Genomic DNA, 25,593 nt, shown 5'->3' with positions numbered 1-25,593 from the left:
CCTGCCGGGTTCGGCAGGTGCTTTTTTAGTGATTATTTGCTGCGGAGCCGGGACATTTCTTCTGGTATCCTACCAGGACTTGAAGTTTTGGATGCGGAGGCGTTCGAGCATGGGAGGGGGGGTAGGGGCGGGGGCAAAGCTACTGGCGGCCGGCGCTACAAAAAACCGGGGAGCGGTAGTTGCCGGGCGAAGTAGTTTCTTGCGTCCGCTATGAAAGCCGCTACCCTCCCCGTGCTGCCGCTGGCCGCCTTTCCGCCCGCCGAGGCCACCGGCCCGGCCAGCCGCCGGCCCTACTACGTGCAGCAGCTCGAAACCCACGCGGCGCGGTTTCCGGGGGTGAGCGCGCCGCACACGCACGATTTTTACCTGCTGCTCTACCTCACGCGGGGCGGGGGCACGCACACCATTGATTTGCAGGCGTATGAGCTGCGGCCGGGGGCGCTGTTTTTTCTGGCACCGGGGCAGGTGCACGGCTGGACGCTGAGCGCCGACGCGGCGGGCTACATCGTGTTTTTCGAGGCTGGCTTCTACCAGCAACGCTACCCGGCCGGCCGCCTGCACGGCTACCCCTTCTTCGACCCCGGCCAGCTGCCGGTGGTGTACCTGCCGCCGGGCCACAACGACATTGCGCCGCTGCTGGCCCAGCTGTGGGCCGAGGTAGCGCCGCCCCGCCCCGAACCCGACGAGGAGGTGGTAGCCGCCTATCTGTTCCTAGTGCTGGAGCTAGCCGCGCGCGGCTACCCCGTGGCCTCAGGCCCGGCCGCGGCGCTGGGCCGCCAACAGGTACGCCGGTTCAGCCAGTTGCTCAATCAGCATTTCTGGCACGAGAAAACGGTAGCTTTTTACGCCAATGCGCTGCATGTGAGTCCCAACCACCTCACGGCCGTGTGCCAGCGCGTAGTGGGCCGCCCCGCCCGCAGCCTCATCCTGGCCCGCGTGATGGCCGAGGCGCAGCGTCGGCTGCACTACTCCGCCGATTCGGTGGCCCAGCTGGCCGAGGCGTTGGGCTACGCCGAAGCGTCGTATTTCAGTCGGGCCTTCAAAAAGCACGTAGGCATGACCCCCGAAGCCTTTCGCCGCCCGCGTTGATTTGTGCGGTCTTTGCCCGCGTTTGGCGCTGGTAGGGGGGGTAGGGGGCCGGTACCTTTGCCGGGTCATTTTAACTGTCCGTTTGCCATGTCTACTTCTGCCGCTGCCGCGCCCATCGAGTCTTCTACCCTAGCCCTGCTGGCGCTGCGCTGCCCGCGCTGCCACCGGGGCAAGCTGTTTTCGTACCCGGCCACTAACATAACCAAGTTTATGGATATGCCGGACGTGTGCCCGGTGTGTAGCCAGACGTTTGAACCGGAGCCGGGCTTTTATTTCGGGGCGATGTACATCAGCTTCGGCTTCGCGGTGGCCATTTTTGCGGTGTGCGGGGTGGGGCTATATTACCTGGCCGGCGACCCGGACGTGTGGGTGTACGTGGTGGCCGTGGCGGTCGTCACGCTGGTAACCACGCCGCTGACCTTTCGCTACTCGCGGGCCGTGATGCTGTATTTGTTTGGCGGCACGCGCTATGACTCGCGGTGGGCTACCCGCCCGTAGTAGATGAGAGCCTCGAAAAGTGCGGGGCGATGCAGGTGCCCAGTATGACGCTAGATGCTCTTTTTTTGCCAGACTGACTAAAGGAAGAACTGTCCCATACTTTTCGATGCTCTCCAATAGTAAATAAATGCTCGTTTAAACCTGGCAGGCAGTTCGACTTCTGCTCTACTGCTACCTTGCGTACTGGCCGCAGTTCGCGGCTGTCCCCACTGCCGAACCCATTCCCAGGAGGCTTCTCCATGCGTAAAGTTCTCCTTTGCCTGGCGGCTACTGTTGCGTTGGTCGCTCACGCCGCGGTCGTGGCGGCTCAAGTGGTGCTGCCCCCCGACCAGATTATGCAGCCGCACCTGGACTCGGGGGAAGGTATTGCTTTGTGGGTAGCGGGCGCGGCGGGTATGGTCGCCGTGTTGAGCGGGCTCATGCATTTCTACATTGTGCTCTGGGGGCATCAGCCGCCCGCGGCGGCGGCCCCGGCCCCAACTTCCCGACGCCGCCAACAGGCGGCTGGCCTCCCGGTAACCAAACCGGCCACTCCCCCTCGCTATTCGATTCCACAAGGCGTGCTATTCGTGGTATTGGGGGGTTATTTCGTCTGGATGCCGCTCCTCTACATCCGGCCGAAGGTGCAGCAGGAAGCCATCCAGCAGCAATGCGAAGACCTGCGCCGCCACCTGGGTAACGACTCGCTGGCGATGTCGCCCGGCCTGTATCTGAGCTACGTGCGGGCCGGGGCGGTGGAGCTGAATGAGGACCTGGGCAACGGCAGCACCATGCTGTCGAGCCTGGTCGAAGCCCACCGCCCCGACACCGTGCGCACGCTCTTGGCGGCGGGGGCCACTGCCGATGCGCACGCACCCGGCCAATACACGCCGCTGCTTATTGCCATTGATAATTTCGACGTGGCCGACGTGCGCCTGCTGCTGGCCGCCGGGGCCAATCCGTCGCTGGCGGCGGACAACCTGCCCATCTTCGATGCGGTTTATCCGGCTCCCAGCGAGGATTCTAGCCCCATTAGCCCCCGCCGCGCCGAGGCCCGCCGCCAGATAGTGGCCGCCCTGGTGGCCGCCGGGGCTCAGCTCAACGTGCGCGACAACTCGTATACGCCCCTGATGCTGGCCGCCACCAACGGCCAGTGCGACCTGCTGCCGGTGCTGCTAGCCGGCCACCCCGACCGCACGCTACGCCTGAAAACCGGCGAAACGGCGCTCGACCTGGCCGTGGCCCAGCACCCCGCGTGCGCGCCGCTGCTGCGGGCCGCCCACCCCGCCCCGCCCACCGGGCTTTTGCCGGCCCTACCCCCGCTGCGGGCGGCCCCCCGCCCCGTCCGGGCCGCCGGGGACACGGTAACGTTCAACCACCAGGAGTACGCGCGCTGGCAGGCCCCCGCGGTGGAACAGCAGGCGCGCGACCACCACGAGGAGTACCCCTACGGCTGGTTTGGCACCCACGTAGTAGGCGTACTGATTAATATCCTCTTATCGGTGGTGTTGAGCGCTTTGCTTTACTTTTTGCACCGCGCCTACCGCTTCTTGCGGGGTGACCACCGGCCGGTGGCCTGGGCGTGGCTAACGGTGTCCTCCGGTAGCTCAACTTCCTCCTCTTCCAGTGATGACGACGACCAGCCCGATTTGGAGGGGATAGCCGGGGGCGGGGGTGTGTCGGGGGGCGGGGGCGCGGCGGGCAAGTGGTAGAGCCTCAAAAGTGAGGGTGGGTTTATGCTGAGCGGAGCAGCTTTCTGCTTTATTCGTTCTTGAAACAACTGAGGACAGAATTGCCCCGCACTTCTTTGATACGCTCGTAGTAGGCCCAGGCAATTAGTAAGTTAGCAGGTAACTGCGGCTGAGCATTGGGCAAAAGCCGGTAAACTAAAGGCGGCTTGTCAGGTTGAAAAAGCGCGAAAGTCTTCTTACTTTTAACGTATCAGATAAGCGTTATCTCCTATTTCCTGGCCCATGCTACCCCCCGACCAATCTTCCGACGCGGCTAACTCGGCCGCCGCCGGCCCTTCGCGCCGGACTTTTCTCAAGCAAACCGGCGGCCTGCTCGGCGTGGCCCTGGCTCCGCCCCTGGCGGGCCAGGCCGAAGCCATCGCTGATAAAATGGCCCCGGCCAGCCCCATTCTGTCGGGGCCGACTAACGTGAGCCTCACCATCAATGGCCAGACCAAAAACCTGCGCCTGGAGCCCCGCACCACCCTGCTCGACACCCTGCGCGAGTACCTGGACCTGACCGGCTCCAAGAAAGGCTGCGACCACGGCCAATGCGGGGCCTGCACGGTGCTCGTGGATGGCCAGCGCGTGAACAGCTGCCTCACCCTGGCCATCATGGCCCAGGGCAAGCCCATCACCACCATCGAGGGCCTGGCCAAAGGCGACGACCTGCACCCCATGCAGGAGGCATTTCTCAAGCACGACGGCTTCCAGTGCGGCTACTGCACGCCCGGCCAGATTATGAGCGGCGTGGCCTGCGTGAAAGAAGGCCACGCTACCACCGATGCCCAAACCCGCGAGTGGATGAGCGGCAACCTCTGCCGCTGCGGGGCCTACCCTAATATTCTGGCCGCCGTGCGCGAAGTGGCCGGCCAACAAGCAAAAGGCTAGTCCGATGAATAATTTTAGCTATATCCAGGTGGCTTCTACGAAGGAAGCTACCACCGCCAAAGCGGCCGATAAGCAGGCCGCGTTTATCGGCGGTGGCACCACGCTGATTGATATTATGAAGTCCGATATCGAGCAGCATTCCTTGCTGATTGATATCAACAAGCTGGCGCTGCTGGGCATTGCCGACGACGCGGCCACTGGCCTCCGCATCGGCGCGCTCGAGCGCATGAGCGCCGTGGGCGAGCACCCGCTGGTAGTGCAGGGCTACCCCGTTATTTCGGAATCGCTGCTGGCTTCGGCTTCGCCGCAACTACGCAACATGGCCAGCATGGGCGGCAACCTGCTGCAAAAGACCCGTTGCGGCTACTACCGCGACGTGGCCTTTCCGTGCAATAAGCGAGTGCCCGGCTCGGGCTGCCCGGCCCAAACCGGCGACAACCGCACGCTGGCCATCCTGGGCGGCAGCCCCAACTGCATCGCTACCCATGCCTCCGACCTGGCCGTGGCCCTGGTGGCGCTCGATGCCAAATTGACCCTGGAAAGCCCCAAAGGCACGACCCGCGTGGTGCCGCTACTCGATTTTTATAAGCTGCCCGGCGCAACGCCGCAGCTCGAAAATCACCTGGCTCCCGGCGAATTGATAATCGCCATCACAGTGCCGGCCGCCGCGCACGCCCGCCGCTCGCACTACCTCAAGGTGCGCGACCGCGCTTCGTATGCCTACGCGCTGGTGTCGGCCGCTGTGGGCCTGGACGTGCAGAATGGTGTCATCAAGTCGGCCCGCGCCGCACTGGGGGGGGTAGGCACCGTGCCCTGGCGCGTGCCCGCCGTGGAAAAATACCTCGTGGGCAAGCCCGTTTCGGAAGATAATTTCCGCGCCGCTGCCGCCCTGGCTGTGCGCGAGGCCGCGCCCCGCGAGCACAATAAATTTAAAATCGAATTGGCCCAGAGCACCCTTACGCGGGCCTTTCTGGAAATAGCTTGATTTCAATTATTAGTCATCAATTATCAGTTATCATTCGCTTGCCCGGTAGGGGTAGGGTAATTGGTAATTGCTGACCAGTGATTGATACTTGAAGCCAACTGGCTGGCTACCGAATGCTAACTGATGATTGATAACTGATAATTGAAACTATGGACCCCCAATTTTCTGAGCAGCCTGGTGGCGTGGTGGGCAAGCCGATTGTCCGCGTGGATGGGCGCGACAAGGTGACCGGCAAGGCCAAATACTCGGCGGAGTTTCCGCTGCCCGGCCTCACCTACGGCGTGCTGGCCACCAGCCCCATTGCCAAGGGTAAGATACTGAGCATTGAAACCGCCGCTGCCGCCCGCGAGCCGGGGGTTATTGCGGTGCTCACGCACCAGAACCTGCCCAAGCTGGCCGTGACCCCCGACACGCCCGAGGGCAAGAAGAAAACCAGCGCGCCGATGGGCTTCATGCCCCTCACCGGCGACGAGATTTTCTACGCTGCCCAGCCTGTGGCAATGGTCGTGGCCGACACCCTGGAGCACGCCACCCACGCCGCTACCCTGGTGAAAGTGACGTACCAAAAGGGCGAGCCCATCGCGTATTTCACCGACCCGCGGGCGCAGCTGTTTGACCCGCAGAAGGTGCAGGACGGCAAAACCGACGGCCACACCCAGCGCGGCGGGGCGCAGGCGGCCTTTGATAAATCGGCTATCCAGCTGACTGCCACCTACCACCATCCGGTGCACAACCACAACCCGATGGAGCCCGGCTCGACTACCGCCGTGTGGGACGCGCCCGACCGCCTCACGGTGTACGAGTCGTCGCAGGGCATTACGCGCACTCAGAAAACGCTGGCTGCCATGACCGGTTTGCCCCAGGAGCAAGTACGCGTCATAACCAAGTTTATCGGCGGCGGCTTCGGCTGCAAGGGCTCGACCTGGCCGCACACTATCCTCACGGTGCAGGCCGCCAAGGCCGTGGGCCGCCCAGTGAAGCTGATGCTGACCCGGCCCCAGATGTTTACGAGCATGGGCCAGCGCGAAGACCAGCAGCAAACCGTGCGCCTGGGCGCGACTGCCGACGGCAAGTTGACCGCCCTGCTGCACACCAAAAAATCTACCACCTCGCCCTGGGACGACTACGCCGAGTCGAACTCGAAAATCGTGGATATGCTTTACGCCACGCCCGCTTTTGAGGCGCAGTACGAGCTGGCGCGGGCCAACGTGATGACGGCCACCTTTATGCGCGCACCGGGCGAAGCGCCCGGCTCATTTGCCATTGAGTCGTCGATGGATGACCTGGCCCATAAAGTGGGGGTAGACCCGATTGAAATCCGGCTGCGCAACTACGCCGACCACGACTACAGCACCGGCCAGCCCTGGAGCAGCAAGAGCCTGAAGCAGTGCTACGCCCGCGGGGCCGAGCTGATTGGTTGGAGCAAGCGCAACCCTACCCCCGGCCAAACCCGCGACGGGCGCTACCTAGTGGGCATTGGCATGGCCACGGCCAGTTACCCCGTGCACAGCACCAAAGGCACGGCCCGCGCCCGCCTCTACGCCGATGGCCACGCCGTGGTGCAGGCCGGCGCCACCGACCTCGGCACCGGCACCTACACCGTGATGACGCAGGTAGCCGCCGACTCGCTGGGCCTACCCCTCGAAAAAGTGCGCTTCGAGCTGGGTGATACGCAATTCCCGTCCACTACCGGCTCGGGCGGCTCCACGGCGGCGGGCACGGTGTCGTCGAGCGTCTTTCTGGCGTGTAACGACGTGTGGCAGAAGCTAATCAAGATTGCCGTGGCCGATAAAAAATCGCCTCTGCACCGCGCCCAGCCTGATGAGGTAGGGGTAGAGAAAGGCCGCTTATTTCTTAAAAAACACCCTAACAAAGGTGAAAGCTACGCCGACCTCATGCACCGCGCTGAGATGAGTGACATTGAGGGGATGGCCGAGGGCAAGTACGGCGCGGGCTACGAAACCGGCCGCTCGGGCAGTCCCGCCGACACCGGCAACCAGGGTAGCAAGCAGCCCGAAGCCGAGCACTCCATGCACTCGTTCGGGGCACACTTCTGCGAAGTGCGGGTCGATGCCGACCTGGGCACGGTGCGCGTGAGCAAGTGGGTGAGCGTTATCGGGGCGGGCCGCATTCTGAATGCCCAAACCGCCCGCTCGCAAATTCTGGGCGGGGCCATCTTCGGCATCGGCTCAGTGCTGATGGAAGACACCCGCCGCGACCCGCACCTGGCCCGTTACACCAACGCCGACCTGGCCAGCTACCACATCCCCGTCAATGCCGACATCCCCGACATGACTGTAGAATTCGTGGACGAGCATGACCCTTACATCAACGCGATGGGCGTGAAAGGTATCGGCGAAGTGGGCATTGTGGGCGTGGCCGCCGCTGTGGCCAACGCCGTCTTCAACGCCACCGGCAAGCGCCTGCGCGAGCTGCCCCTCACGCCCGATAAGGTGCTGACGGGAGAGGTGGTAAGCTAAAAGAACGTCATGCTGATGAAGGAAGCATCTCGCCCGCGTAAGTAATCCTAACGTTTGAGGATAGTTACGCGGGCGAGATGCTTCCTTCATCAGCATGACGTTCTTTTAATCCGCTCAATCACCAATTATGCACCACGACCCCATTGCCCAGGTGGGCCTTTTACTACTGGCCGCCGGCTCATCCTCACGCCTAGCACGGCCCAAGCAACTGCTGCCCTACCAGGGCCAGACGCTCCTGCGCCACGCCGCCGAGGTGGCTGTGGCCTCGCCCTGCCGCCCGCTGGTGCTCGTAACCGGCGCGCTGCACGATGAGCTGCTGCCCGAAATCGAGGGCCTGCCCTTCCACGTGGTCCGTAACGATGCCTGGGCCGATGGCATGGGCGGCAGCATCGCCGCCGGCCTCGCCGAGCTGGAAACCGCCGCCGAAGCCGCCCGCGTAGACGCGGTTATCGTCATCCTCTGCGACCAGCCTCTACTGACGGAAGACGTGCTGGGCCGGCTCATCGTGCAGTTTCAGGCCACCGGGCAGCCGGTGGTAGCCTCTACTTACGCGGGCACGCAGGGTGTGCCCGCACTCTTCGGCCGCGAAGTATTTCCGCAGCTGCTGGCGCTGCGCGGGGCCAGCGGCGCACGTGAATTGTTGCAGCAGTATGCGCATTTGCCCACCGTAGACTTCCCCGGCGGTGCTACTGACGTGGACACCGAGGCGCAATACGCCGCGCTGGGGGGGTAGGGGCGCGGCTTCGGCTTTTAGCTACATGCAACAGGTGCGCCGAACTTCGGTGGTCCTATTATTTTTCGGCGGTAGGGGGATAGGGGCCTACCCGGTGGTACTCTACCTCTTCGCTGGCGCCGGGCAGTTCGGGGCCGGCCGGGAACACTAGTACCAGCCCGCGGCGGGTAAGTTTCTGTACCTGCTGGTCGTGGAAAGAGGAACCGTCGGGGCTGGCGGGACTGCTGGCTTGCAGGTGTCCGTGGGCCAAGGAGTAGGTGCCAGTTTCGGTGCGTAGCCGCTTGCCGGCGCGGGTAATGGTGAATTGGTAGCTGCTATCGGCCCGAAATTCGACCAGCAGCTGCGCTTCGCCCGTAAACATGGCCCGGTTGAGGTCGGCGATGTCGGGGTCGTCGAGCTTGTTGCGCACCGAGTCGGGCGTGGCTGCTGTGACGCTAAAGCCGATTTGGCGGGTTTGCCAGTAGCCGAGCAGGGTAGGGGGCTCCTTGGGCGCTTTCTGGGCCTGGGCCGGCGCGGCCAGTAGCGGCAAGCCCAGCAGGCCCCCGAAAATCAGTTTGTTAAAGATGCTCATTAAGGGTCAAAAATAAGCCCATTTACGCGCCTGACAGCCGGGCGCACCGGGACCGGGTGGAAGTTGCCCCAGCTTGAGCGGCCCACGCCCGTGGTAGTAGCCCTGGCGGAGGCTTGCGGTAACTTGCGGGGGTATTGCCGGGGCCAGCCAGGTAGTATGTTGAGATTTTATTGTGCGGGCTGCCAACCAGGAAGTATTTTTTTCTCGTAGGGTTACCGGGCCACCGGGGTCAACCGCTATGGCAGCTGTCAATTTTGGTGCACTAACCTCGAAGTCGCACTAAGACTGGCCCTCGTCCCCGCCGCTTCCTATTATTTTCTCCTTTTCCTGCCGTGCCTGCTACCCCCGCCCGCGTTGCCATCCTGCTTTTCACCCGCTCGGCGCGGGAGGAAGGGGTCCGCAAGCGGTTCGTGAGCCACGGCTCACGAGCAGCGAACGCGGCGGTGGCCGCCCGCCTCATCGCGCACGCCACGGCCACGGCCCACGAGGCGGGTATCGAGGTAGTGTGCGTGAATTCGGCGGGCCAGGCCGGGACCACATTTGGCCAGCGGCTGCACGGGGCCGTGCGCCAGACGTTTGCGCTGGGCTACGAGAGCCTACTCATTATTGGCAATGACTGCCCGCAGCTGGCCGGGGCCACGCTGCGGCGGGCCGTGACAGCAGTGCGGGCCGGTGGCGCGGTGCTGGGGCCGGCTACCGACGGCGGCGTGTACCTGCTGGGCATCTCGCGCGCCTTTTTTGAGCAAGCCGACTGGCTGGCCCTACCCTGGCAAACCCGGCGGCTGGGTGCGGCGCTGCGTCAGCAGCTGCGCCAGGCCGGGGCTACCGTGTATCAGCTACCTGCCCTGGCCGACATTGACGACGAGGCTGGGCTGGCGCGAGTGCTGCGGCAGCTGGTTGCCCTACCCCTGCGCCGCGCCTTGTGCCGGCTGCGCGCCGCCCGGCCCCGGCTCGTCGGCCGTCCGGCCGTTCGGCTGGCCGACCCGCGCGGTGGCGCGGCCGCCTGCCCGCGCCGGGGTCCGCCGGCCTGTTAAACCATTTCGGAAAGTGCTACCCCCGGCCACGGGCGGCAAGGTCCACGGAGCGCTTGCCGCCCGTGGCCGGGGATAGGCGCGCGTCGGGTTTCAGCTTACTTTTCTCGTTTTTATGAAGAATATTTCCACTTTTTTAGGGTGCCTTTTGCTGTTTTTTGGGCCGTTGCGCCAGGCTTGGGCGCAGGTTGACTTAGTAGTGTCGGTGCAGAACGCGGCTCGCCAGGCCGTGGTGGGGCTGCCGGTGCACCTTGACAATGCCGGCATCGGCTTTAGCACCGAGCAGACTACCGATGCGCAGGGCAAGGTGCGGTTTCGGGGCCTGAGCACGGCTGGTAGCTACGCCGTGAGCACCACCGTGACCGACCAGTACCAGGCCGTGCGCGAGGCCAACCTGACGCTGCGCGCCAACTCCAGCCCCAGTGTCACGCTGGTCCTACCCCAGGTCAGCACCCAGGCGCTGGCCGGCGTGGTGGTGCGCGCCCCCAACGCCACGACCATCAACACCCAGAACGCCGAGGTGGCCTCGCAGCTTTCGGCCCGCGAGCTGCGCGAGATTCCGATTGAGGCGCGCGACATTACCCGCGCCCTCTACCGCCTGCCCAACGTGACGCAGGCCACCGGCTTTTTTGCCGAAGCGCCCAACGTGAGCATCAACGGGGCCAATGGCTTGTATACCAACTACCTGATTGATGGGCTCGACAACAACGAGAACTTCCTGGGCGGGCAGCGCTTCGCCATTCCGGTGGGCTTTGCCCAGAATGTGAGCGTGCTCACCAACAACTTCTCCACGGAGTTTGGCAACTCGGCCAACGGCATCGTGAACGTGACGACCAAGTCGGGCTCCAACAACCTCACGGCCGAGGCGTTTTACCTCACCCGGCCCGGCCCGGGCATCGATGGCAAAACCGCTTTTCCGCAGCGTGACTTGTCGGGCAACCAGGTGCAGAACGGGTTCCAGCGCCAGCAGTTTGGCTTTGCCGTGGGCGGGGCGCTGGTGAAAGACAAGACGTTTTTTTACCTGGATGCCGAGCAGACTTTCGACCGCAAGGACAACGCCCTGACATCGCCTGAGCTGGGCGTGGCCGCTACGGTGCGCGGCCACAACCGCTTCACTTATCTCTCGGGCAAGCTCGACCAGCGCTGGACGGACCGGTTCCGGTCGTCGCTGCGGGCCAACGTGGGCTACGTGAGCATCGAGCGCCAGGGCGGCGGGCTGGATGGCGGCGTGGCGTTTCCGTCGTCGGGTAATTATCAGGACCGCAACTCGGTGAACATTGCCAGCCAGAACGTGTACGTGGGCCGAAACTTCACCTCCGAAACCGACCTGCAATACGCCACGTTTCGCTGGAACTACGCCCGCGCCGACAACCCCAGCAGCCCCGACGTGACGGTGAACGACCCCAACGGCCAGCCCATAGCCGTGCTGGGCAACCCCGGCTACCTGTTCGACTCGCACCAGAAAACCTGGCAGGCTCAACAGAAATTCACCCTCGTGAAGGGCCGCAATACCTTCAAGGGCGGCCTGGGCCTCATCAGCACCGCGCACCAGCTCTACGGCGGCGGCAACCCCAACGGCAGCTACGGCGTGCAGCTGACGCAGGGCCAGCTCGATGCGCTGCGCGCCCGCAACCTGGGGCCGGGCCTGAGCATTACCGATATTCCGGCGAGCGTGCAGGTAAATAGTTACAATGTGGAGCTGCGCCCGGCCGCTTTCGGCACGACCCAGAACCTGTATAATATTTACGTGGAAGACCTGGTGGCCGTGACCGACCGCCTGAACGTGACGCTGGGCGTGCGCTACGACTACGACAACCTTTCGAAAGGCGGGGCCGCGCACGGCGACCGCAACAACATCGGCCCGCGGGCCAATTTCAACTACCGGCTCACCGAGCGCAGCAGCCTGCGCGGCGGCTACGGCGTGTTCTACGACAAGATTCTGTACACCGTGTACAGCGACGCGCTGCAGCAGAACACGACCTCGGCCGACTACAAAACCCAGCTCCGCGAGCTGGTGCGGGTGGGTGCCCTACCCCCCGGCACCGACGTGGACCGCATCACCTTCGACGGCAACCTGACGGCCAGCCTGGGCAAAGCGGGTAATGTACCCTACCTCCAGGGCCCCTCGGCGGCCAGCCTGCAAGGCCAGCGCGCTACGGTGCCCAGCACCGAGCGCCGCATCCTGAACCCCAACGGCTACCAGAACCCGTACTCGCTGCAAAGCACGCTGGGCTATCAGTACCAGGTGAGCGAGAAAACGCTGTTTTACGTGGATGCCATGTACAACCGCTCCTCCGACCTGTTCCGGCTGCGCAACGTGAACGCCGTGTCGGAATACGCCCAGACCGACCCCAATAACGTGGTGGTGCGCACCGCGGCGCAGGCCGACGCTACCCGGCCGGTGCCCATTCAGGCCGATGGCAGCGCCATTATCGGGGGCCAGCGGGTGGCGGGCGTGGCCCAAAACGTGGTCGAAACCGAGTCGGCGGGCCGCTCGCGCTACGTGGCCGCCAGCTTCAATTTACAGAAAACGGCCGGCGACGATAAGTATGGCTACCGGTTAGTCTACACGCTCTCGAACCTGAAAAACGACACCGAGGACGTGAACTTCCGGGCCGCCGACGCCAACAACTACGGCCCCGAGTTTGCCAACTCCATCAACGACCGTACCCACGTTATTAACGCCATCGGTAGCTACTATCCCACTAAGGCCCTGCGCTTTACGCTGGCGGCGCTGCTGCAAAGCGGCCAGCCCGTGAACCGCGTGACCGGGGCCTACCTGGTGCCCGGCACCACCAACGTTTACACCAACGACCTGAACGGCGACGGCAGCTCGTTCAGCACCGCCTACCTCGGCAACGCCGACCGCTACCCTGGCGAAAGCCGCAATTCCGACCGCCTACCCTGGTCCAAGACCTTCGACGTGGCGGCGCAGTACACGCTGCACCTCGGCGAAGGCACGAGCCGCGTGGAGCTGACCGCCGACGTCTTCAATGTGCTTAATACCCAAAACCTGAGCGGCTACTCCAACAACGCCACTCAGAGCAACCAGATTCAGGTAGGGCCGGCCGGCTCGGGCATCATGCAGCGCAATGCCAGCGCGCCGCGCCAGTTTCAGTTCGGGCTGCGCTACGCGCTGTGAGGGTAGGTAGTTGCTTAAACGTAAAGCGGTTACTGAGTAAATAAGAACGTCATGCTCATCTAGCGTCCGCTTGTCGAAGCATCTCTACCGTATCATTGGACGGCGTGGCTGAAGCGGTAGAGATGCTTCGACAAGCGGACGCTAGATGAGCATGACGTTCTTCGATTTCGCATTCTCCATGAAAAAAATCCTCCTTCTTTTCCTCCCTACCCTTGCCCTACTGGCCGGCTGCCAGGCCGACCAGCCCCGCACCCCGCAGCAAACTCTGGCCCAGACCTGGCCCCAAATCGAGGCCCGCGGCAAAAGCCAGCCGGTGAGTATGCTGATGTGGATGGGCGACCCGCTCATTAACAAGTACATGAGCACCTACGTGAAGCCTGAGCTGAAGCGGCGCTACGGCATCGACCTGCAAATCTCGGCCGGGCAGGGCGCGGGCCTGGCCCAGACGCTGGCCGCCGAGCAGCAGGCCGGCCAGCCCAGCCAGGTGGATATGGTGTGGATAAACGGTGAGACCTTCTACCAGCTGCGGCAGGTGGATGCCCTGCTCGGCCCCTTCGTGGGCAAGTTGCCCAACGCTCGTTTGCTCGACCTACAAAACCCGTTTATCAACACCGATTTTCAGCAGCCGATTGCCGGCATGGAGTGCCCCTGGGGCAACGTGCAGTTCACGTTTATCTACGATTCGGCGCGGGTGGCGCGGCCGCCCCGCACGTGGGCCGAGCTGCCGGCCTACGTGCGGGCGCACCCCGGCCAGTTCACCATCCCGAACGAGTTTACGGGCATGACCCTGCTCAAATCGTGGATGATAGCGCTGTCCGGTGACCCGAAGCTGTTCCAGGGCAAGTTTAATGAGGCAGTATATAAAAAGTGGTCGGGTGAGCTGTGGAAGCAGGTGAATGCCAGCCGGCCCTACTTCTGGAAGCAGGGCCAGACGTTTCCCGAGCAGCTGGCCCCGTTGCACCAGCTTTTTGCCAACGGCGAGGTGGCCTTCACGTTTTCCAATAATGATGCCGAGGTGGATAATAAGGTGAACCAGGGCGTGTTTCCGGCCACGGCCCGCGCCTACGTGCCACTGCCGGGCACCATCCGCAACTCGCACTACCTGGGCATTGTGCGCGGGGCGCAGCACCCCGAGGCGGCCATGCTGGCCATCAACTTCCTGATTTCGCCGGCGGCCCAGCTAAAGAAAATGGACCCCAATGTGTGGGGCGACCACACGGTGCTAAATCTGGCCGCCCTACCCCCGGCCGAGCGCCGGCAGTTTGAGCAGCTGCCCTCGCGCCGCTACGCCCCTCGGCGCGCCGCCCTGGAGGGCTTGGCCGTAATGGAACCCGACCCCGAGTACATGACCCGGCTATTCAAGGATTTTCGCACCTATGTTATCGAAGCGCCTGCCCACTAGGCTGTTGCTGGGCCTCTACGCCCTGCTGGTGGCCGGCCTGCCGCTGGCCGGGCTGGGCTATGCGCTGCTGGGTAGCCTGGGCATCGTGGGGCCGCTGGCTACCGGCTTCACCGCCCGGCACTGGCAGGTGCTGGGTACCGATGCCGGCCTGCTGAAAGCCGCGCTGTTCAGCCTGTGGATAGCCGGCGTTTCGCTGGCGCTGGCGGTGGGCCTGGCGCTGGCCTTGGTGCTGGGGGCGCAGGCCACGCTGCGGCGGCGGCCGTTTCCGACGCTGCTCTACGTGCCGCTGCTCATGCCGTCGCTGGTGCTGGGCTTTTATTTGTTTCAATTGCTGAGCCGGGCCGGCTGGCTTTCGCGCCTCAGCTTTGGGCTGAGACTCACGCGGGGGGTAGAGGGCTTCCCGGAGCTGGTGCAGGATGCGGCCGGCGCGGGCATTATTTTGGCCCACGTGCTGCTGCTGTTCCCGTTCCTGACCCTGCTTTTTCAGGCCATTTACCAGGAAAGCCGGCTGCCCGACTATGCGCAGCTGGCCCAGACGCTGGGAGCCAGCCTGGGCCAGTTTCGGTGGCGGGTGGCCCTGCCGGTGCTGCTGCGCCGGGCCGCGCCCACGGTGCTGCTCAGCTTCATTGCCACGCTCGGGGCCTACGATATTCCGCTGCTGCTGGGCCGGCCCTACCCCCAGATGCTAAGCGTGTACATTGCCACCCGCCTCCAACGCTTCGACCTGCGCGAGCTGCCGGCGGCCTACCTGGCGGGCTTCCTGGTGGCCGTGGGGCTGCTCGCGCTGATTCTGGTGCTTACCCGCCTCACCCGCCGCCATGCGCTTTAGCTCACGCTCTAAGCTGCTTGCCACGGCGCTGGTGCTGCTGTTTGCGTTGCCGTTTGGGCTGCTGGTGCTGCTGGCCGTGGCCCCGGCCTGGCGTTTTCCGGCCGCCCTACCCCCCACTTATTCGCTAGGTGCGCTGCGCGACCTGCTGGCGGCCGACAGTGAGCTATTGGCCGGCCTGGGGCGTAGCCTGCTGCTGGCCAGCGTGGTGGCCGTAGTGGCTACGGCCAGCGGCTTTTGGCTGGCGCGGGCCGTGTCCCGCGCCGCCCGGCCTGCGCGCTGGGAAGCCCTCAGCTACCTACCCTACGCGCTGCCGCCGGTGCTGCTGGCGGTGCTCATTCAGCCGTTTATTATCCGGCTGCATTTGTCGGGCTCGGTGGGTGGGGTGCTGCTGGGGCTGTTGCTCATCGCTGTGCCCTTTGCCACGCTGCTGCTGCGCAGCTTCTGGACGCCGCAGGCCCGCGAGTACGAGCAGCTGGCCCGCACCCTGGGCTGCACGCCCCAGCAGGCGCTGGGGCGGGTGCTGCTGCCGCTGGCGGGGCCGCTGCTGCGCACGGCGCTGTTCCAGACGTTTTTGCTCAGTTGGTTTGATTTTGGGCTGACTAACTTATTGAGCGTGGGCAAGGTGCGTACCCTCACGGTGCAGGTGTTTACGTATGTGGGTGAAGCCAACGCGCCGCTGGCCGCCGTGGCTTCGCTGCTGCTGCTGCTACCCCCGGCGCTATTGCTGTGGGCTAATAAAAATGCCCTGCTGCGCAAGACTGAGTGAGGGCTTTTGCGCGTAGATAAGCTTAGGAACAGTCAGGCAAAGCGAACAAAAAGAACGTCATGCTGACGAAGGAAGCATTTCGCCCGCCTCGTTGCTGCCGTTGAAATAAGTATCCCGACGATGCGAGCGAGATGCTTCCCTGCGGTCTGCATGACGTTCTATTAGTATTTACTCTCTCCCCTTATCCTTACCCCTCCCTCATGCTGCAAGCCCTCCTCATTTCCAACGGCCTTCAGGGGCTGGAGAAATACTACGTCTCGAACGAGCTGGTGCAGTACACTACCTGCCTCATCACCCAGGATTTCGACCCCGATTTACTACCCTACGACTTGCTGGTGGTGCCCAACGGCTCCGACCACGTGGCAATGCTCAAAATTAGGGACAAGGTGCGGGCTTTTCTGGATGCGGGCCGGGCGCTGGTGTGCTGCGACGGCTTTTTTACGGCCTGGGTGCCCGGCAACCAGTGGGTGATGGACAACTCGCGCCGCACCCAGGACGTGCGCTACGCGCCCGGCACCGACCGCCACCACCTGCTCGCCAACCTCGACCTGGACCAGCTCAACTTCTCGCACGGTATGAGCGGCTGGTGGGCCTGCGGCTACCTCGAGGCCGCGCCGGGGGCCGACGTGCTACTGGCCGATACCTGGCAGCGCCCCGTGGTGGTGCTCGACGAGGTGAGCACCAACGGCCGGCTGCTGCTCACCGCCAGCGGCCCGCTGGCCGACGTAACTTACGCCGGCCGCGCTGATAGCGCCCTGGTTACCTTGTACCGCAACTTTCTGCACCTGCTTGCTACCCCCACCGTTCCCGCTCATGGCTAAGATAGGACTGATTTTCAACGGCGTATGGTCGCACTATGCCGTGGCCACTGCCCCCAAATACCGCGACCTCTACCGCCTACTTTACGTGCACGACCTCTCGGCCGAAGCTGTGGCCGACCTCGACGCGCTGGCCATTCCCTTCCAATCGAACCAGGCGGTGCTAACCGAAAAGAAGGCGATTATCTACGACTTTCTGGCGGCCGGCAAAAAGGTGTTTGTGGAGGGCGACTCGTCGGCAGCCTGGCTCGATGCGCAGTGGGAAGACCGGCCGGTGAACAACTACTGGTGGGTGACGGACCCTACCCGCCCGCCCGTGGCCGATACTGACTACGACCACCCCGTGTACCAGGGCCTGACCCCGCGCCAGGCGTGCTGGCACACCCACGGCGTGTACACTCGGGTGCCGGCCGGGGCCGCTATTATCCAGACCAACGACGGGGGCGACGTCATTACCTGGCAAACTAACTGCTATGGCGGCACCCTGCTGGCCACTACCCTCGACCCCCTCGTGGAGCACGGCGTGCAGCAGATTACCCACCTCGACTACTACGTGGACCGCCTCACCGAGTGGCTGAGCGGCGAGCGGCCGGCGGCCGGCCGCATGACCATCGAGGCGGCGGCCTACGGAGCGGGGGCGCTGGTATGAGCGAGCTGCTGCGCGTGGTGGGCCTTTCCAAGCAGTTTGGCGGGCAGCCGGTGCTGCGCGATGTGTCGCTGACGCTGGCCGAAGGGGAGGTGCTGGCCGTGCTGGGCCGCTCGGGCTGCGGCAAAACTACGCTGCTCAAAATCCTGGCCGGCCTCGAAGCGCCTGATGCCGGCACGGTGCTTTCGCGGGGCGAAAACCTGCTGCCCGTGCCCCCCAACGAACGCCAGATGGTGTACCTCTACCAGGAGCCGCTGCTGTTTCCGCACCTGAGCGTGTTCGAGAACGTGGCCTTTGGCCTGCGCATCCGGCGGGTTGCGCCGGCTGAAATTACCCGGCAGGTGACCGAGCTGCTGGCCGAGCTGGACCTGGCCGCCCACGCTCAAAAAGCCCCGCACCAGCTCTCGGGCGGGCAGCGGCAGCGGGTGTCGTTTGGCCGGGCGCTCATCATCCGGCCGCGCCTGCTACTACTGGACGAGCCCTTTGGCAACCTCGACGCCCAGACCCGCGCCGACATGCAGCAGCTCTTTTTGCGCGTGAGCCGGCAGCACCAGATTACCTCCCTTTTCGTAACCCACGACAGCCGCGAAGCCCTCACCGTGGGCACCCGCTTCGCCTACCTCGACCGCGGCGAGCTAACCAGCTTCGCCGTGGTGGCCGATTTTATCCGCGACCCGCGCACGACTATTGCCGCCGAGCTGTCTTTCTGGGAGAATGTTCAGCAGCAGGCATTTCAGCAGCGAAAATGAGCGTCATGCTGACGCAAGGAAGCATCTCTACCGCTTCGTTGAACAGCGCGGATGAAGCGGCAGAGATGCTTCCTTCGTCAGCATGACGGGCTGATTAGTAGTTAAAAACAAAATAATGAAAACCGACTTCAACCACTGCGAGTCCGTGTACTGGGTCTTTACTCAGCTCTGCAACGATAAGTGCGACCACTGCTACAATAGCTCCGGGCCGCAGGGCACCCGCATCAGCGCCCAGGACTGCCTGCGTATCGTGCGCAACCTGCCCGCTAGTATTGACCGCCTCATCCTCTCGGGTGGCGAGCCGCTGGCCGACCGCGCCAAGCTCTACCTCATCCTCGATGCCGTGCAGGAAAAATATCAGGGCCGCACCCAGGTGATGCTGCAAACCAACGGCGATTTGCTCACGCCCCAAATTCTGGACCTGCTGATTGAAAAGGGCGTGACCCGCTTCGACATCGCCAGCATCGACCGCTACCACAAGCACGCTGGCAGCCGCCTGATGACGCTGGCTGACCTCTTCGAGAGCCGGGGCGTGAACGGCGACGACCACGACCCGCTCATCGAAAAAGACCACCTAGTAGTAGAGGGCCACCGCCTGAGCTGGGGCTACTGGGGAGCCAGCGACGACATGTGGCTGGGCGGCAACTGGGCCCGCGGCCGCGCCCTCGAAAAGGACCTCTGGCTGCGCGACCCCAACCATAATTTCTGTGCCATCCTGTCGGGGGCCAAGGGCTTTTTGGGCGGCACCGACTTGCCCCAGGAAATCAGTATTCAGCTCTGGAAAATCAATCCCTGCTGCCCCGGCACCAAGTTTCCGCTCGGCGATGCCCGCCGCGAACCAGTGGCCGACGTGCTGCTGCGCGCCTCCCAATCCGAAATTATGCAGCGCCTCAACCAGGGCGACCCCTGGAAGATGGGCGAGTCCATTGGCGTGACCGAGGCCCACGCGCTGGCGCGGGGCGAGGAATTGCAGAACGTGTGCCGCTGGTGCGACGAGTTTTTTGAACACCACCCCGAAGCGGCCGTATTGCCGTTGGTCGTGGCCGCGCCGGTCGCGGACGCGTAAGCCTTCTCATTTATGCCTTTCCGCCTGCGGCAAATCTGGCAGCAATTGCGTGAGTCGCTCTGGTTTGTGCCCCTCTTGATGGTGCTGGCTTCGTTGGGGCTGGCTTTCGGGCTGATACAGCTCGACCAAGCGAGCAGCGCCAGCGGCACCCGCCGCCTACCCCTGCTCTTTGGCATCGACGCGGCCGGGGCGGGCGGGATGCTCACGGCCATCGCCGGCTCGATGCTGACGGTGGCGGCGCTCACGTTTTCGCTGCTGCTGGCGGCCATTGCGCAGGTCAGCAACCAGTACTCGCCGCGGGCGCTGCGCAATTTCATGCGCGATTTGGTCAATCAGTTCGTGATGGGCTACTTCGTGAGCGTATTTACCTACTGCCTGGTGGTGCAGGGCACTATTCGGGATAGCCCGGCGGGGCATTTCGTGCCCACCACGGCCGTGCTGGCGGGGCTGCTGCTGGCGCTGGGGGGGGTAGGGGCGCTGCTGTTCTTCATGCACCACGTGGCCGAGTCCCTGCAAACGGGCACCCTGGTGCGGCAGATTGTGACCGAGACGGAAAACCAGATTGGGGAGCTGTTTCCGCACCGCTTCGGGCAGGAGTTGCAAGCCACGGCGCGGCCCGCCGCCGCCGCTTTCGCCGCCGCGCCCGAGGGCTGGTTTGCGGTGTATGCCGAAGCGCCCGGCTACTTGCAGCAAATAGATGCCCAGGGCCTGCTGGCCTGGACCACCCGCCACCGCACGGTGCTGCGCCTCGACGTGCACATCGGTGACTTCGTGGGCACCGGGCAGCGGCTAATGAGCGTGCGCGCCGGCATGGAGCGCGCCGCCACCCCCACCGCCGACTGGCCCGCCGACCTGCTGGGCTACGTGAGCCTGGGCCGCCACCGCAACCCCGAGCAGGACGTGGCCTTCGGCTTGCAGCAGTTGGTAGACATCGCCCTCAAGGCCCTTTCGCCGGCCGTGAACGATACCACCACCGCCATCATGGCCATTGACTACCTGGGCGAGCTGATGGGCCGCCTGGCCCACCGCACTTTCCCCGACGCGCTCCGCTCCGACGGCCAGCACCTGCGGGTGCTGGTGCGGGCCTACGCCTTCACCGATTACGTGTGCCTGGCCTTTGATTTGGTGCGCGAAAATGCCCGCGGCAACCCGGCCGTGCTGCGCCGTCTGCTGCGCGCCCTGGCGCTGGCCGCCAGCCAGGTGCAGGCCCCCCACCGCCAGGCAGCGTTGCGCGAACAAGTGGAGTTGGTCATGGCCATCGCCCAGGGCAGCTTACCCACCGACTATGAGCGCGCCGAAGTGCGGACGTTGTATGAGGAACTGCGCCCGGCCTGGGAGCAGGAAAGGGGGTAGGGGTAAGGCATTACCCTATCGTTACGCGGCGGCCCTGGGCCCGAAAAGCTAGTATCTTGGCAGCTCACTCACCTGGCAGCTCCCTATGGTTCCCACCGCCCCCGCGCCCGCCCTGGCCGTCGAGAAAGACAACAAGCACATCACCAACGGCTGGACGTTCTACGACTGGGCCAACTCGGTGTACCCGCTCGTCATCACCAGCTCAATTTTTCCGATTTACTGGGGTAGCATCACTAAAGAAATTAATCCCACGGACGTGGTTGATTTCCTGGGGTTTAAGGTGCCGGGCTCGTCGCTGCTCACCTATGCCATCTCGGCCTCGTTTCTCATTATCGCGCTGGTCAGCCCGTTTCTGACGTCGCTGGCCGACTACTCGGGGCGCAAGAAGCTGTTTCTGCAAATCTTCTGCTACCTCGGAGCGGCGAGCTGCGCGGGGCTGGCTTATTTTACCAAGGATACGCTGACGCTGAGCACGTTCATCTTCATCGCGGCCACCGTGGGCTTCAGCGGGAGCATCGTTTTTTATAATTCCTACCTGCCCGAAATCAGTTCCGAAGAGAAGTTCGACTCGCTCTCGGCCAAGGGCTTCTCGATGGGCTACATTGGCTCGGTGTTGCTGCTGGTTATTTGCCTCGGCATTATTATGGGGCCGCACATCGCGGGTGGGCCCGCGGGCGTGGCGCTGTTCGGCATGAGTACCGGGGCGGCTACGCGGCTCAGCTTTTTGCTGACCGGTGTGTGGTGGGTAGGCTTCGCCCAGATTCCGTTTTTCACCCTACCCCCCGATACCGGCCGCCCCGCCGATGCCCCCGCCAGCCAGGATGGTTGGCTGCTCAACGGCTTCCGCGAACTGGGTAAGGTCTGGGACCAGCTCAAGCAGCTGCCCAATCTCAAGCGCTTCCTGCTGGCCTACTTCACCTACAATATGGGCGTGCAAACGGTGATGTACGTGGCTACTATCTTCGGCGACAAAGTATTGAAGCTCGATAGTACCTCGCTCATCGTCACTATTCTACTGCTCCAAATCGTGGGTATCCTCGGAGCCTGGCTGTTTGCCAAGCTTTCCGAGCGCATCGGTAACACGCGGGCGCTGAGCTGGGCCGTGTTCATCTGGATGCTTATCTGCATTGCGGGCTACTACGTGCAGGCGGGCTGGAGCTTCTTCGCGTTGGCGGGCGTCATCGGCCTCACGATGGGCGCGGTACAAAGCCTCTCGCGCAGTACTTATTCCAAGATTATTCCCGAGAATACGCCCAACTCGGCCGCGTTTTTCAGCTTTTTCGACGTGGTGGAAAAGTTGGGCATCGTCATTGGCACGCTCTCGTTTGGCCTCATTGGGCAGCTCACGGGCTCGATGCGCAATAGCATTCTCTCGCTCATCGTATTCTTCATCCTGGGGCTGGGCTTTCTGCTCACCCTGCGGGGCAAAAAGCTGCGCGATGACCCCGCCGGTAGTAATTTCCTACCCCCCCCACCCGCCTCGGCCTCAGTCGATATGGGCCGGCCGCAAACCACGTAGGGTGCGGTCAGTTTAATCTACGCATTCCCTACCCCTCCATTCTTCTTGTATGCACACTTCCTCCCTGCAACAAAATATCCTCGACGAGCTAGACCGCGAACTAGTTGTGACGCGCCAGGTGCTGGCGCGCGTGCCCGACGATAAGTTTGACTACCAGCCGCATCCCAAGTCCATGAAGCTCGGCCAGTTGGCTTCGCACATTGTGAACCTGCTGAAATTCAAGCAGCTATTCGTGCAGACCGACCACCGCGACCTCCTCGACCCCAACGCGCCCAAGCCGCCGCCCAGCCCCACCACCACCGCCGAACTGCTAACCCGCTTCGACCAATTCAGCGCCGAACTACGCGCGGCCCTGCGCGCCAGCAGCGACGAGGAGCTGACCGATAATTTTCGCCTGCACCGCGGTGAGCAAACGATGATGGAGCGCCCCAAAGGCGCGGCTCTGCGCATTATGGGCCTCAACCACAGCATCCACCACCGCGGCCAGCTCACGGTGTACCTGCGCCTGCTCGATATTCCGGTGCCCGGCGTGTATGGCCCGAGTGCCGATGAGATGGGCGAGTTTTAGGTCAGTTATCGACTGAATACGAAGAACGTCATGCTGACGAAGGAAGCATCTCTGCTACGTAAGTAATTCTAATGATTAAGGTTAGTTACTCAGCAGAGATGCTTCTTTCGTCAGCATGACCGTTCTTTTTAAGGTTTTGCCTTAAACACCTGCCGACCGCCAATCCAAGTCTGCTGCACTTTTAGGTCGTGCAATTGCTCGTTAGGCGCGGTCATGAGGTCGGTTTTCAGCATGACGAAATCGGCCAGCATTCCGGGTTTTATCTGGCCTTTGCGGCGGTCCTCGAAGGCGGCGTGGGCGGCCCAGGTGGTCATGCCGCGCAGGGCCTGCTGGCGGGTGAGGGCGTTTTCGGACTGGAAGCCGCCGGCGGGGTAGTTCTTGGCATCCTGCCGGGCCACGGCGGCGTGGAAGCCGTAGAGCGGATTAATATCCTCGACCGGAAAATCGGAGCCAAGTGCCACCTGGCCGTATTGCGCTAGCAGCGCCTTATAGGCGTAGGCATCGGGCAGGCGCTGCGCGCCGAGGCGCTCGCCGGCCCAGTACATATCGGAAGTGGCGTGGGTGGGCTGCACCGAGGGCACGATGTGGTACTGGCCAAACTTGGGAATATCCTGCCGGCTCACGATTTGGGCGTGCTCGATACGCCAGCGCCGGTCGGGCTGGCCACGCAGGGCCGCGCCGTAGATGTCCAGTAGCAGCCGGTTGGCCGAGTCGCCGATGGCGTGGGTGTTCATCTGAAATTTGGTGGCCGCCAGCTCCTGCGCGATGGCGCGGTAATAGGCAGGCTTTTGCAGCAAAAAGCCTTTTTCGTGAGGCCGGTCGGTATACGGAGCTAGTAGCGACGCGCCCCGCGAGCCGAGCGCCCCGTCGGCGTAAACCTTGAACGAGCAAATAGTCAGGTTGTCGCTGAAATACGGCCCCCGCGGCAGGTAGTACGCCTTATTTTCGGGGGTAGGGTTCAGCATGGCGTAGAGGCGTAGGTGCAGCTTATCGGCCTTTTGCAAGGCGGCCAGCCGGTCAATATCGGCTTTATCAAGGCCAGCGTCGGCGAGGCTGGTGAGGCCCACGGCCAGGCAGTTTTGCTGGCCGGCCAGCAACAGGGCGTCGGCTTCGGCAGGGGCGGGCTCGGGCACGTGGCTGGCCACGAGGTGCACGGCATTGTCCACGAGCAGGCCGGTGAGGCGGCCCCGCGCATCGCGCCCAATTACGCCGCCGCTGATAGGGGTAGCGGCCGTAATGCCTGCCAAGTCCAGCGCCTTTTGGTTGGCCAGCGCCGCGTGCCCATCCACCCGAATGAGCAGCACCGGCACGCCGGGAAATAGCGCGTCCAGGGTGTCTTTGGTAGGAAAGCGCTGGCCGGGCCAGTCGTTCTGGTCCCAGCCGCGGCCGGTGAGCCAGGCGTCGCCGGGCCGCTGCTGCCGCTGCCGCGCTACTCGTGCCACCGTTTCGGCCCAGGAAGCCGCGCCTACCAGGTTGGCCGAGCGCAGCCCCAGCGAGTAGCGGTAGAAATGGCAGTGCGCGTCGTAAAAGCCGGGGTAGATAAACTGCCCGCCCGCGTCCACCGTTCGCGCCGCCTGGTAGCGGCCCTGCAAGTCGGCCGCGCTGCCCACGGCCACGAAGTGCCCATCGCGCACCGCAAACGCCTGCGCCTTACTAAAAACTGAGTCCACGGTATAAACGGTAGCGTTGGTCACCAGTAAGTCAACCGCCTCACGCTGAGACTGGCAACCGCCAAAACCAAGCGCCAGTCCAAAAGCCAGAGTACTCCCAAGTTTATAAAGTAGATTCATAGTACAAAAGAGTATGCAAAGTTCCTGGCCTATCCTATCGAACAAAGCTAAGCCCGTTCTCGCTAGAGAACGGGCCACGCAAATCATCCACAAAATCCGCGAAATCCGTTAAAGTCCACGCTAATCAGTGGGCTTATTCAAAGCGCATATGCTTCACCGACTCGCCCGAATTCTTCAATTCCAGCAGCGAGTCGATGCCGATTTCCAGGTGCTTACGCACAAAATTAGTAGTCACCTTCGAGTCCGACTCCGCCGTTTTCACGCCCTCGGGGGTCATCGGGTTGTCGCTCACGAGTAGTAGCGCGCCGTGCGGAATGTCGTTCATAAAGCCGCACACAAAAATGGTGGCCGTTTCCATATCCACGGCCAGGGCGCGCACCCGCTTCAGGTAATCCTTGAACTCCTCGTCGTGCTCCCACACCCGGCGGTTGGTCGTGTACACGGTGCCGGTGTAGTAGTCCAACTCGTGCTTCTTAATCATGGAAGACACCGCCCGTTGGAGCCGGAAGGAGGGTAGGGCCGGAATTTCCTTGGGCAGGTAATCATCAGAAGTACCCTCGCCCCGGATGGCGGCAATGGGCAGCACCAAATCGCCGAGTTTAGTCTTTTTCAGCCCCCCGCACTTACCCAAAAAGAGGGCCGCCTTGGGCTTCACGGCCGATAGTAAGTCCATGACTGTGGCCGCCATTGGCGAGCCCATGCCGAAGTTGATAATGGTGATGCCGCCCGCCGTGGCCGACTGCATCGGCTTATCCAGCCCGTGCACTTTCACGCCGAATTGCTCGGCAAACATGGTGACGTAGTTGCTAAAGTTAGTAAGTAGAATGTACTGCCCAAAATCCTTGAGCGCTACCCCGGTATAGCGTGGCAGCCAATTGTTTACGATGTCTTCTTTGGTCTTCATCAGGTGAGTTTTAGTTGAGTTATTTTTTAGCTGTTATTGCGAGCAGAGCGAAGC

At 63.3% G+C, this 25,593-nt stretch carries 22 protein-coding genes; 19 read left to right on the top strand and 3 right to left on the bottom strand.

Annotated elements, in window-relative coordinates:
• The first annotated feature begins 210 nt into the window (after positions 1–210).
• The 7 genes from LC531_RS13000 to LC531_RS12970 all read left to right on the top strand — a co-directional run bounded on the left by LC531_RS13000 (position 211) and on the right by LC531_RS12970 (position 8,385).
• The gene (locus LC531_RS13000; protein ID WP_223650854.1) at positions 211–1,089 is read left to right on the top strand and encodes an AraC family transcriptional regulator; all 879 of its coding nucleotides are present in this window, start codon (positions 211–213) and stop codon (positions 1,087–1,089) included.
• Positions 1,090–1,176: 87 nt separating this feature from the next.
• The gene (locus LC531_RS12995) at positions 1,177–1,587 is read left to right on the top strand and encodes a DUF983 domain-containing protein (RefSeq protein ID WP_223650846.1); all 411 of its coding nucleotides are present in this window, start codon (positions 1,177–1,179) and stop codon (positions 1,585–1,587) included.
• Positions 1,588–1,826: 239 nt separating this feature from the next.
• Positions 1,827–3,278: an ankyrin repeat domain-containing protein gene (locus LC531_RS12990; protein WP_223650844.1), complete on the top strand. Its 1,452-nt coding sequence runs from the start codon at positions 1,827–1,829 to the stop codon at positions 3,276–3,278.
• Positions 3,279–3,539: 261 nt separating this feature from the next.
• On the top strand, positions 3,540–4,187 hold the full coding sequence (locus tag LC531_RS12985; protein WP_223650842.1) for a (2Fe-2S)-binding protein: 648 nt from the start codon (positions 3,540–3,542) through the stop codon (positions 4,185–4,187).
• 4 nt (positions 4,188–4,191) lie between these two features.
• Positions 4,192–5,172, top strand: coding sequence for an FAD binding domain-containing protein (locus LC531_RS12980; RefSeq protein ID WP_223650841.1), 981 nt, complete (start codon positions 4,192–4,194; stop codon positions 5,170–5,172).
• A 149-nt stretch (positions 5,173–5,321) separates the two neighbouring features.
• Entirely contained in the window at positions 5,322–7,652 is a 2,331-nt protein-coding gene (locus tag LC531_RS12975) for a xanthine dehydrogenase family protein molybdopterin-binding subunit (RefSeq protein WP_223650838.1), read from the top strand.
• 127 nt (positions 7,653–7,779) lie between these two features.
• Positions 7,780–8,385, top strand: coding sequence for a nucleotidyltransferase family protein (locus LC531_RS12970; protein WP_223650836.1), 606 nt, complete (start codon positions 7,780–7,782; stop codon positions 8,383–8,385).
• A 58-nt stretch (positions 8,386–8,443) separates the two neighbouring features.
• On the opposite strand, the gene LC531_RS12965 is transcribed toward LC531_RS12970, so the two are convergent.
• Complete coding sequence (locus tag LC531_RS12965) at positions 8,444–8,956, bottom strand: hypothetical protein (protein ID WP_223650834.1); 513 nt, start codon at positions 8,954–8,956, stop codon at positions 8,444–8,446.
• 332 nt (positions 8,957–9,288) lie between these two features.
• Here LC531_RS12965 and LC531_RS12960 point away from each other — a divergent pair, with 332 nt between their 5' ends.
• From LC531_RS12960 to LC531_RS12905, 12 genes are all read left to right on the top strand, one after another.
• Complete coding sequence (locus LC531_RS12960; protein ID WP_223650832.1) at positions 9,289–9,990, top strand: TIGR04282 family arsenosugar biosynthesis glycosyltransferase; 702 nt, start codon at positions 9,289–9,291, stop codon at positions 9,988–9,990.
• Between the two features lie 112 nt (positions 9,991–10,102).
• Positions 10,103–13,129, top strand: a complete 3,027-nt coding sequence (locus tag LC531_RS12955; protein ID WP_223650830.1) for a TonB-dependent receptor — start codon at positions 10,103–10,105, stop codon at positions 13,127–13,129.
• A 178-nt stretch (positions 13,130–13,307) separates the two neighbouring features.
• Positions 13,308–14,531, top strand: coding sequence for an ABC transporter substrate-binding protein (locus LC531_RS12950; protein ID WP_223650822.1), 1,224 nt, complete (start codon positions 13,308–13,310; stop codon positions 14,529–14,531).
• Positions 14,506–15,360 carry an ABC transporter permease subunit gene (locus LC531_RS12945; RefSeq protein WP_223650820.1) on the top strand — a complete coding sequence of 285 codons (855 nt, stop codon included), beginning with the start codon at positions 14,506–14,508 and terminating at the stop codon, positions 15,358–15,360. Before LC531_RS12950 ends, LC531_RS12945 begins: the two co-directional genes overlap by 26 nt.
• Positions 15,350–16,126: an ABC transporter permease gene (locus tag LC531_RS12940; protein ID WP_223650818.1), complete on the top strand. Its 777-nt coding sequence runs from the start codon at positions 15,350–15,352 to the stop codon at positions 16,124–16,126. The genes LC531_RS12945 and LC531_RS12940 overlap by 11 nt, the downstream gene beginning before the upstream one ends.
• Before the next feature lie 200 nt (positions 16,127–16,326).
• Positions 16,327–16,947 (top strand): hypothetical protein, encoded by a 621-nt coding sequence (locus LC531_RS12935; RefSeq protein WP_223650815.1) that lies wholly within the window; start codon positions 16,327–16,329, stop codon positions 16,945–16,947.
• Positions 16,940–17,593 carry a hypothetical protein gene (locus LC531_RS12930; RefSeq protein WP_223650813.1) on the top strand — a complete coding sequence of 218 codons (654 nt, stop codon included), beginning with the start codon at positions 16,940–16,942 and terminating at the stop codon, positions 17,591–17,593. The genes LC531_RS12935 and LC531_RS12930 overlap by 8 nt, the downstream gene beginning before the upstream one ends.
• Positions 17,590–18,339, top strand: coding sequence for an ABC transporter ATP-binding protein (locus tag LC531_RS12925; protein WP_223650810.1), 750 nt, complete (start codon positions 17,590–17,592; stop codon positions 18,337–18,339). The genes LC531_RS12930 and LC531_RS12925 overlap by 4 nt, the downstream gene beginning before the upstream one ends.
• A gap of 115 nt (positions 18,340–18,454) precedes the next feature.
• Positions 18,455–19,405, top strand: a complete 951-nt coding sequence (locus LC531_RS12920; RefSeq protein ID WP_223650807.1) for a radical SAM protein — start codon at positions 18,455–18,457, stop codon at positions 19,403–19,405.
• A gap of 12 nt (positions 19,406–19,417) precedes the next feature.
• A complete protein-coding gene (locus LC531_RS12915) occupies positions 19,418–20,758 on the top strand; it encodes a DUF2254 domain-containing protein (protein ID WP_223650805.1) in 1,341 nt (446 codons plus the stop codon).
• A gap of 85 nt (positions 20,759–20,843) precedes the next feature.
• Complete coding sequence (locus LC531_RS12910; protein ID WP_223650803.1) at positions 20,844–22,277, top strand: MFS transporter; 1,434 nt, start codon at positions 20,844–20,846, stop codon at positions 22,275–22,277.
• Positions 22,278–22,326: 49 nt separating this feature from the next.
• Positions 22,327–22,845: a DinB family protein gene (locus LC531_RS12905; RefSeq protein WP_223650801.1), complete on the top strand. Its 519-nt coding sequence runs from the start codon at positions 22,327–22,329 to the stop codon at positions 22,843–22,845.
• A 128-nt stretch (positions 22,846–22,973) separates the two neighbouring features.
• Here LC531_RS12905 and LC531_RS12900 read toward each other — a convergent pair whose 3' ends face one another.
• Both LC531_RS12900 and LC531_RS12895 read right to left on the bottom strand, forming a co-directional pair.
• A complete protein-coding gene (locus tag LC531_RS12900) occupies positions 22,974–24,539 on the bottom strand; it encodes an amidohydrolase (protein ID WP_223650799.1) in 1,566 nt (521 codons plus the stop codon).
• A gap of 229 nt (positions 24,540–24,768) precedes the next feature.
• Positions 24,769–25,539 carry an AMP nucleosidase gene (locus tag LC531_RS12895; RefSeq protein ID WP_223650797.1) on the bottom strand — a complete coding sequence of 257 codons (771 nt, stop codon included), beginning with the start codon at positions 25,537–25,539 and terminating at the stop codon, positions 24,769–24,771.
• Positions 25,540–25,593: the final 54 nt, after the last annotated feature.

It is taken from the genome of Hymenobacter psoromatis, from assembly GCF_020012125.1.
Taxonomy (GTDB): domain Bacteria; phylum Bacteroidota; class Bacteroidia; order Cytophagales; family Hymenobacteraceae; genus Hymenobacter; species Hymenobacter psoromatis.
The sequence above is the reverse complement of the archived record's forward strand: the minus strand, read 5'-3'. Positions and strand labels throughout refer to the sequence as shown.

Coding starts and splice junctions, on each gene's coding strand:
- LC531_RS12980 (WP_223650841.1), top strand. CDS start 4,192: ATGAATAATTTTAGCTATATCCAGGTGGCTTCTACGAAGGAAGCTACC.
- LC531_RS13000 (WP_223650854.1), top strand. CDS start 211: ATGAAAGCCGCTACCCTCCCCGTGCTGCCGCTGGCCGCCTTTCCGCCC.
- LC531_RS12925 (WP_223650810.1), top strand. CDS start 17,590: ATGAGCGAGCTGCTGCGCGTGGTGGGCCTTTCCAAGCAGTTTGGCGGG.
- LC531_RS12905 (WP_223650801.1), top strand. CDS start 22,327: ATGCACACTTCCTCCCTGCAACAAAATATCCTCGACGAGCTAGACCGC.
- LC531_RS12915 (WP_223650805.1), top strand. CDS start 19,418: ATGCCTTTCCGCCTGCGGCAAATCTGGCAGCAATTGCGTGAGTCGCTC.
- LC531_RS12985 (WP_223650842.1), top strand. CDS start 3,540: ATGCTACCCCCCGACCAATCTTCCGACGCGGCTAACTCGGCCGCCGCC.
- LC531_RS12930 (WP_223650813.1), top strand. CDS start 16,940: ATGGCTAAGATAGGACTGATTTTCAACGGCGTATGGTCGCACTATGCC.
- LC531_RS12935 (WP_223650815.1), top strand. CDS start 16,327: ATGCTGCAAGCCCTCCTCATTTCCAACGGCCTTCAGGGGCTGGAGAAA.
- LC531_RS12945 (WP_223650820.1), top strand. CDS start 14,506: ATGTTATCGAAGCGCCTGCCCACTAGGCTGTTGCTGGGCCTCTACGCC.
- LC531_RS12940 (WP_223650818.1), top strand. CDS start 15,350: ATGCGCTTTAGCTCACGCTCTAAGCTGCTTGCCACGGCGCTGGTGCTG.
- LC531_RS12895 (WP_223650797.1), bottom strand. CDS start 25,539: ATGAAGACCAAAGAAGACATCGTAAACAATTGGCTGCCACGCTATACC.
- LC531_RS12950 (WP_223650822.1), top strand. CDS start 13,308: ATGAAAAAAATCCTCCTTCTTTTCCTCCCTACCCTTGCCCTACTGGCC.
- LC531_RS12995 (WP_223650846.1), top strand. CDS start 1,177: ATGTCTACTTCTGCCGCTGCCGCGCCCATCGAGTCTTCTACCCTAGCC.
- LC531_RS12910 (WP_223650803.1), top strand. CDS start 20,844: ATGGTTCCCACCGCCCCCGCGCCCGCCCTGGCCGTCGAGAAAGACAAC.
- LC531_RS12975 (WP_223650838.1), top strand. CDS start 5,322: ATGGACCCCCAATTTTCTGAGCAGCCTGGTGGCGTGGTGGGCAAGCCG.
- LC531_RS12970 (WP_223650836.1), top strand. CDS start 7,780: ATGCACCACGACCCCATTGCCCAGGTGGGCCTTTTACTACTGGCCGCC.
- LC531_RS12920 (WP_223650807.1), top strand. CDS start 18,455: ATGAAAACCGACTTCAACCACTGCGAGTCCGTGTACTGGGTCTTTACT.
- LC531_RS12955 (WP_223650830.1), top strand. CDS start 10,103: ATGAAGAATATTTCCACTTTTTTAGGGTGCCTTTTGCTGTTTTTTGGG.
- LC531_RS12965 (WP_223650834.1), bottom strand. CDS start 8,956: ATGAGCATCTTTAACAAACTGATTTTCGGGGGCCTGCTGGGCTTGCCG.
- LC531_RS12990 (WP_223650844.1), top strand. CDS start 1,827: ATGCGTAAAGTTCTCCTTTGCCTGGCGGCTACTGTTGCGTTGGTCGCT.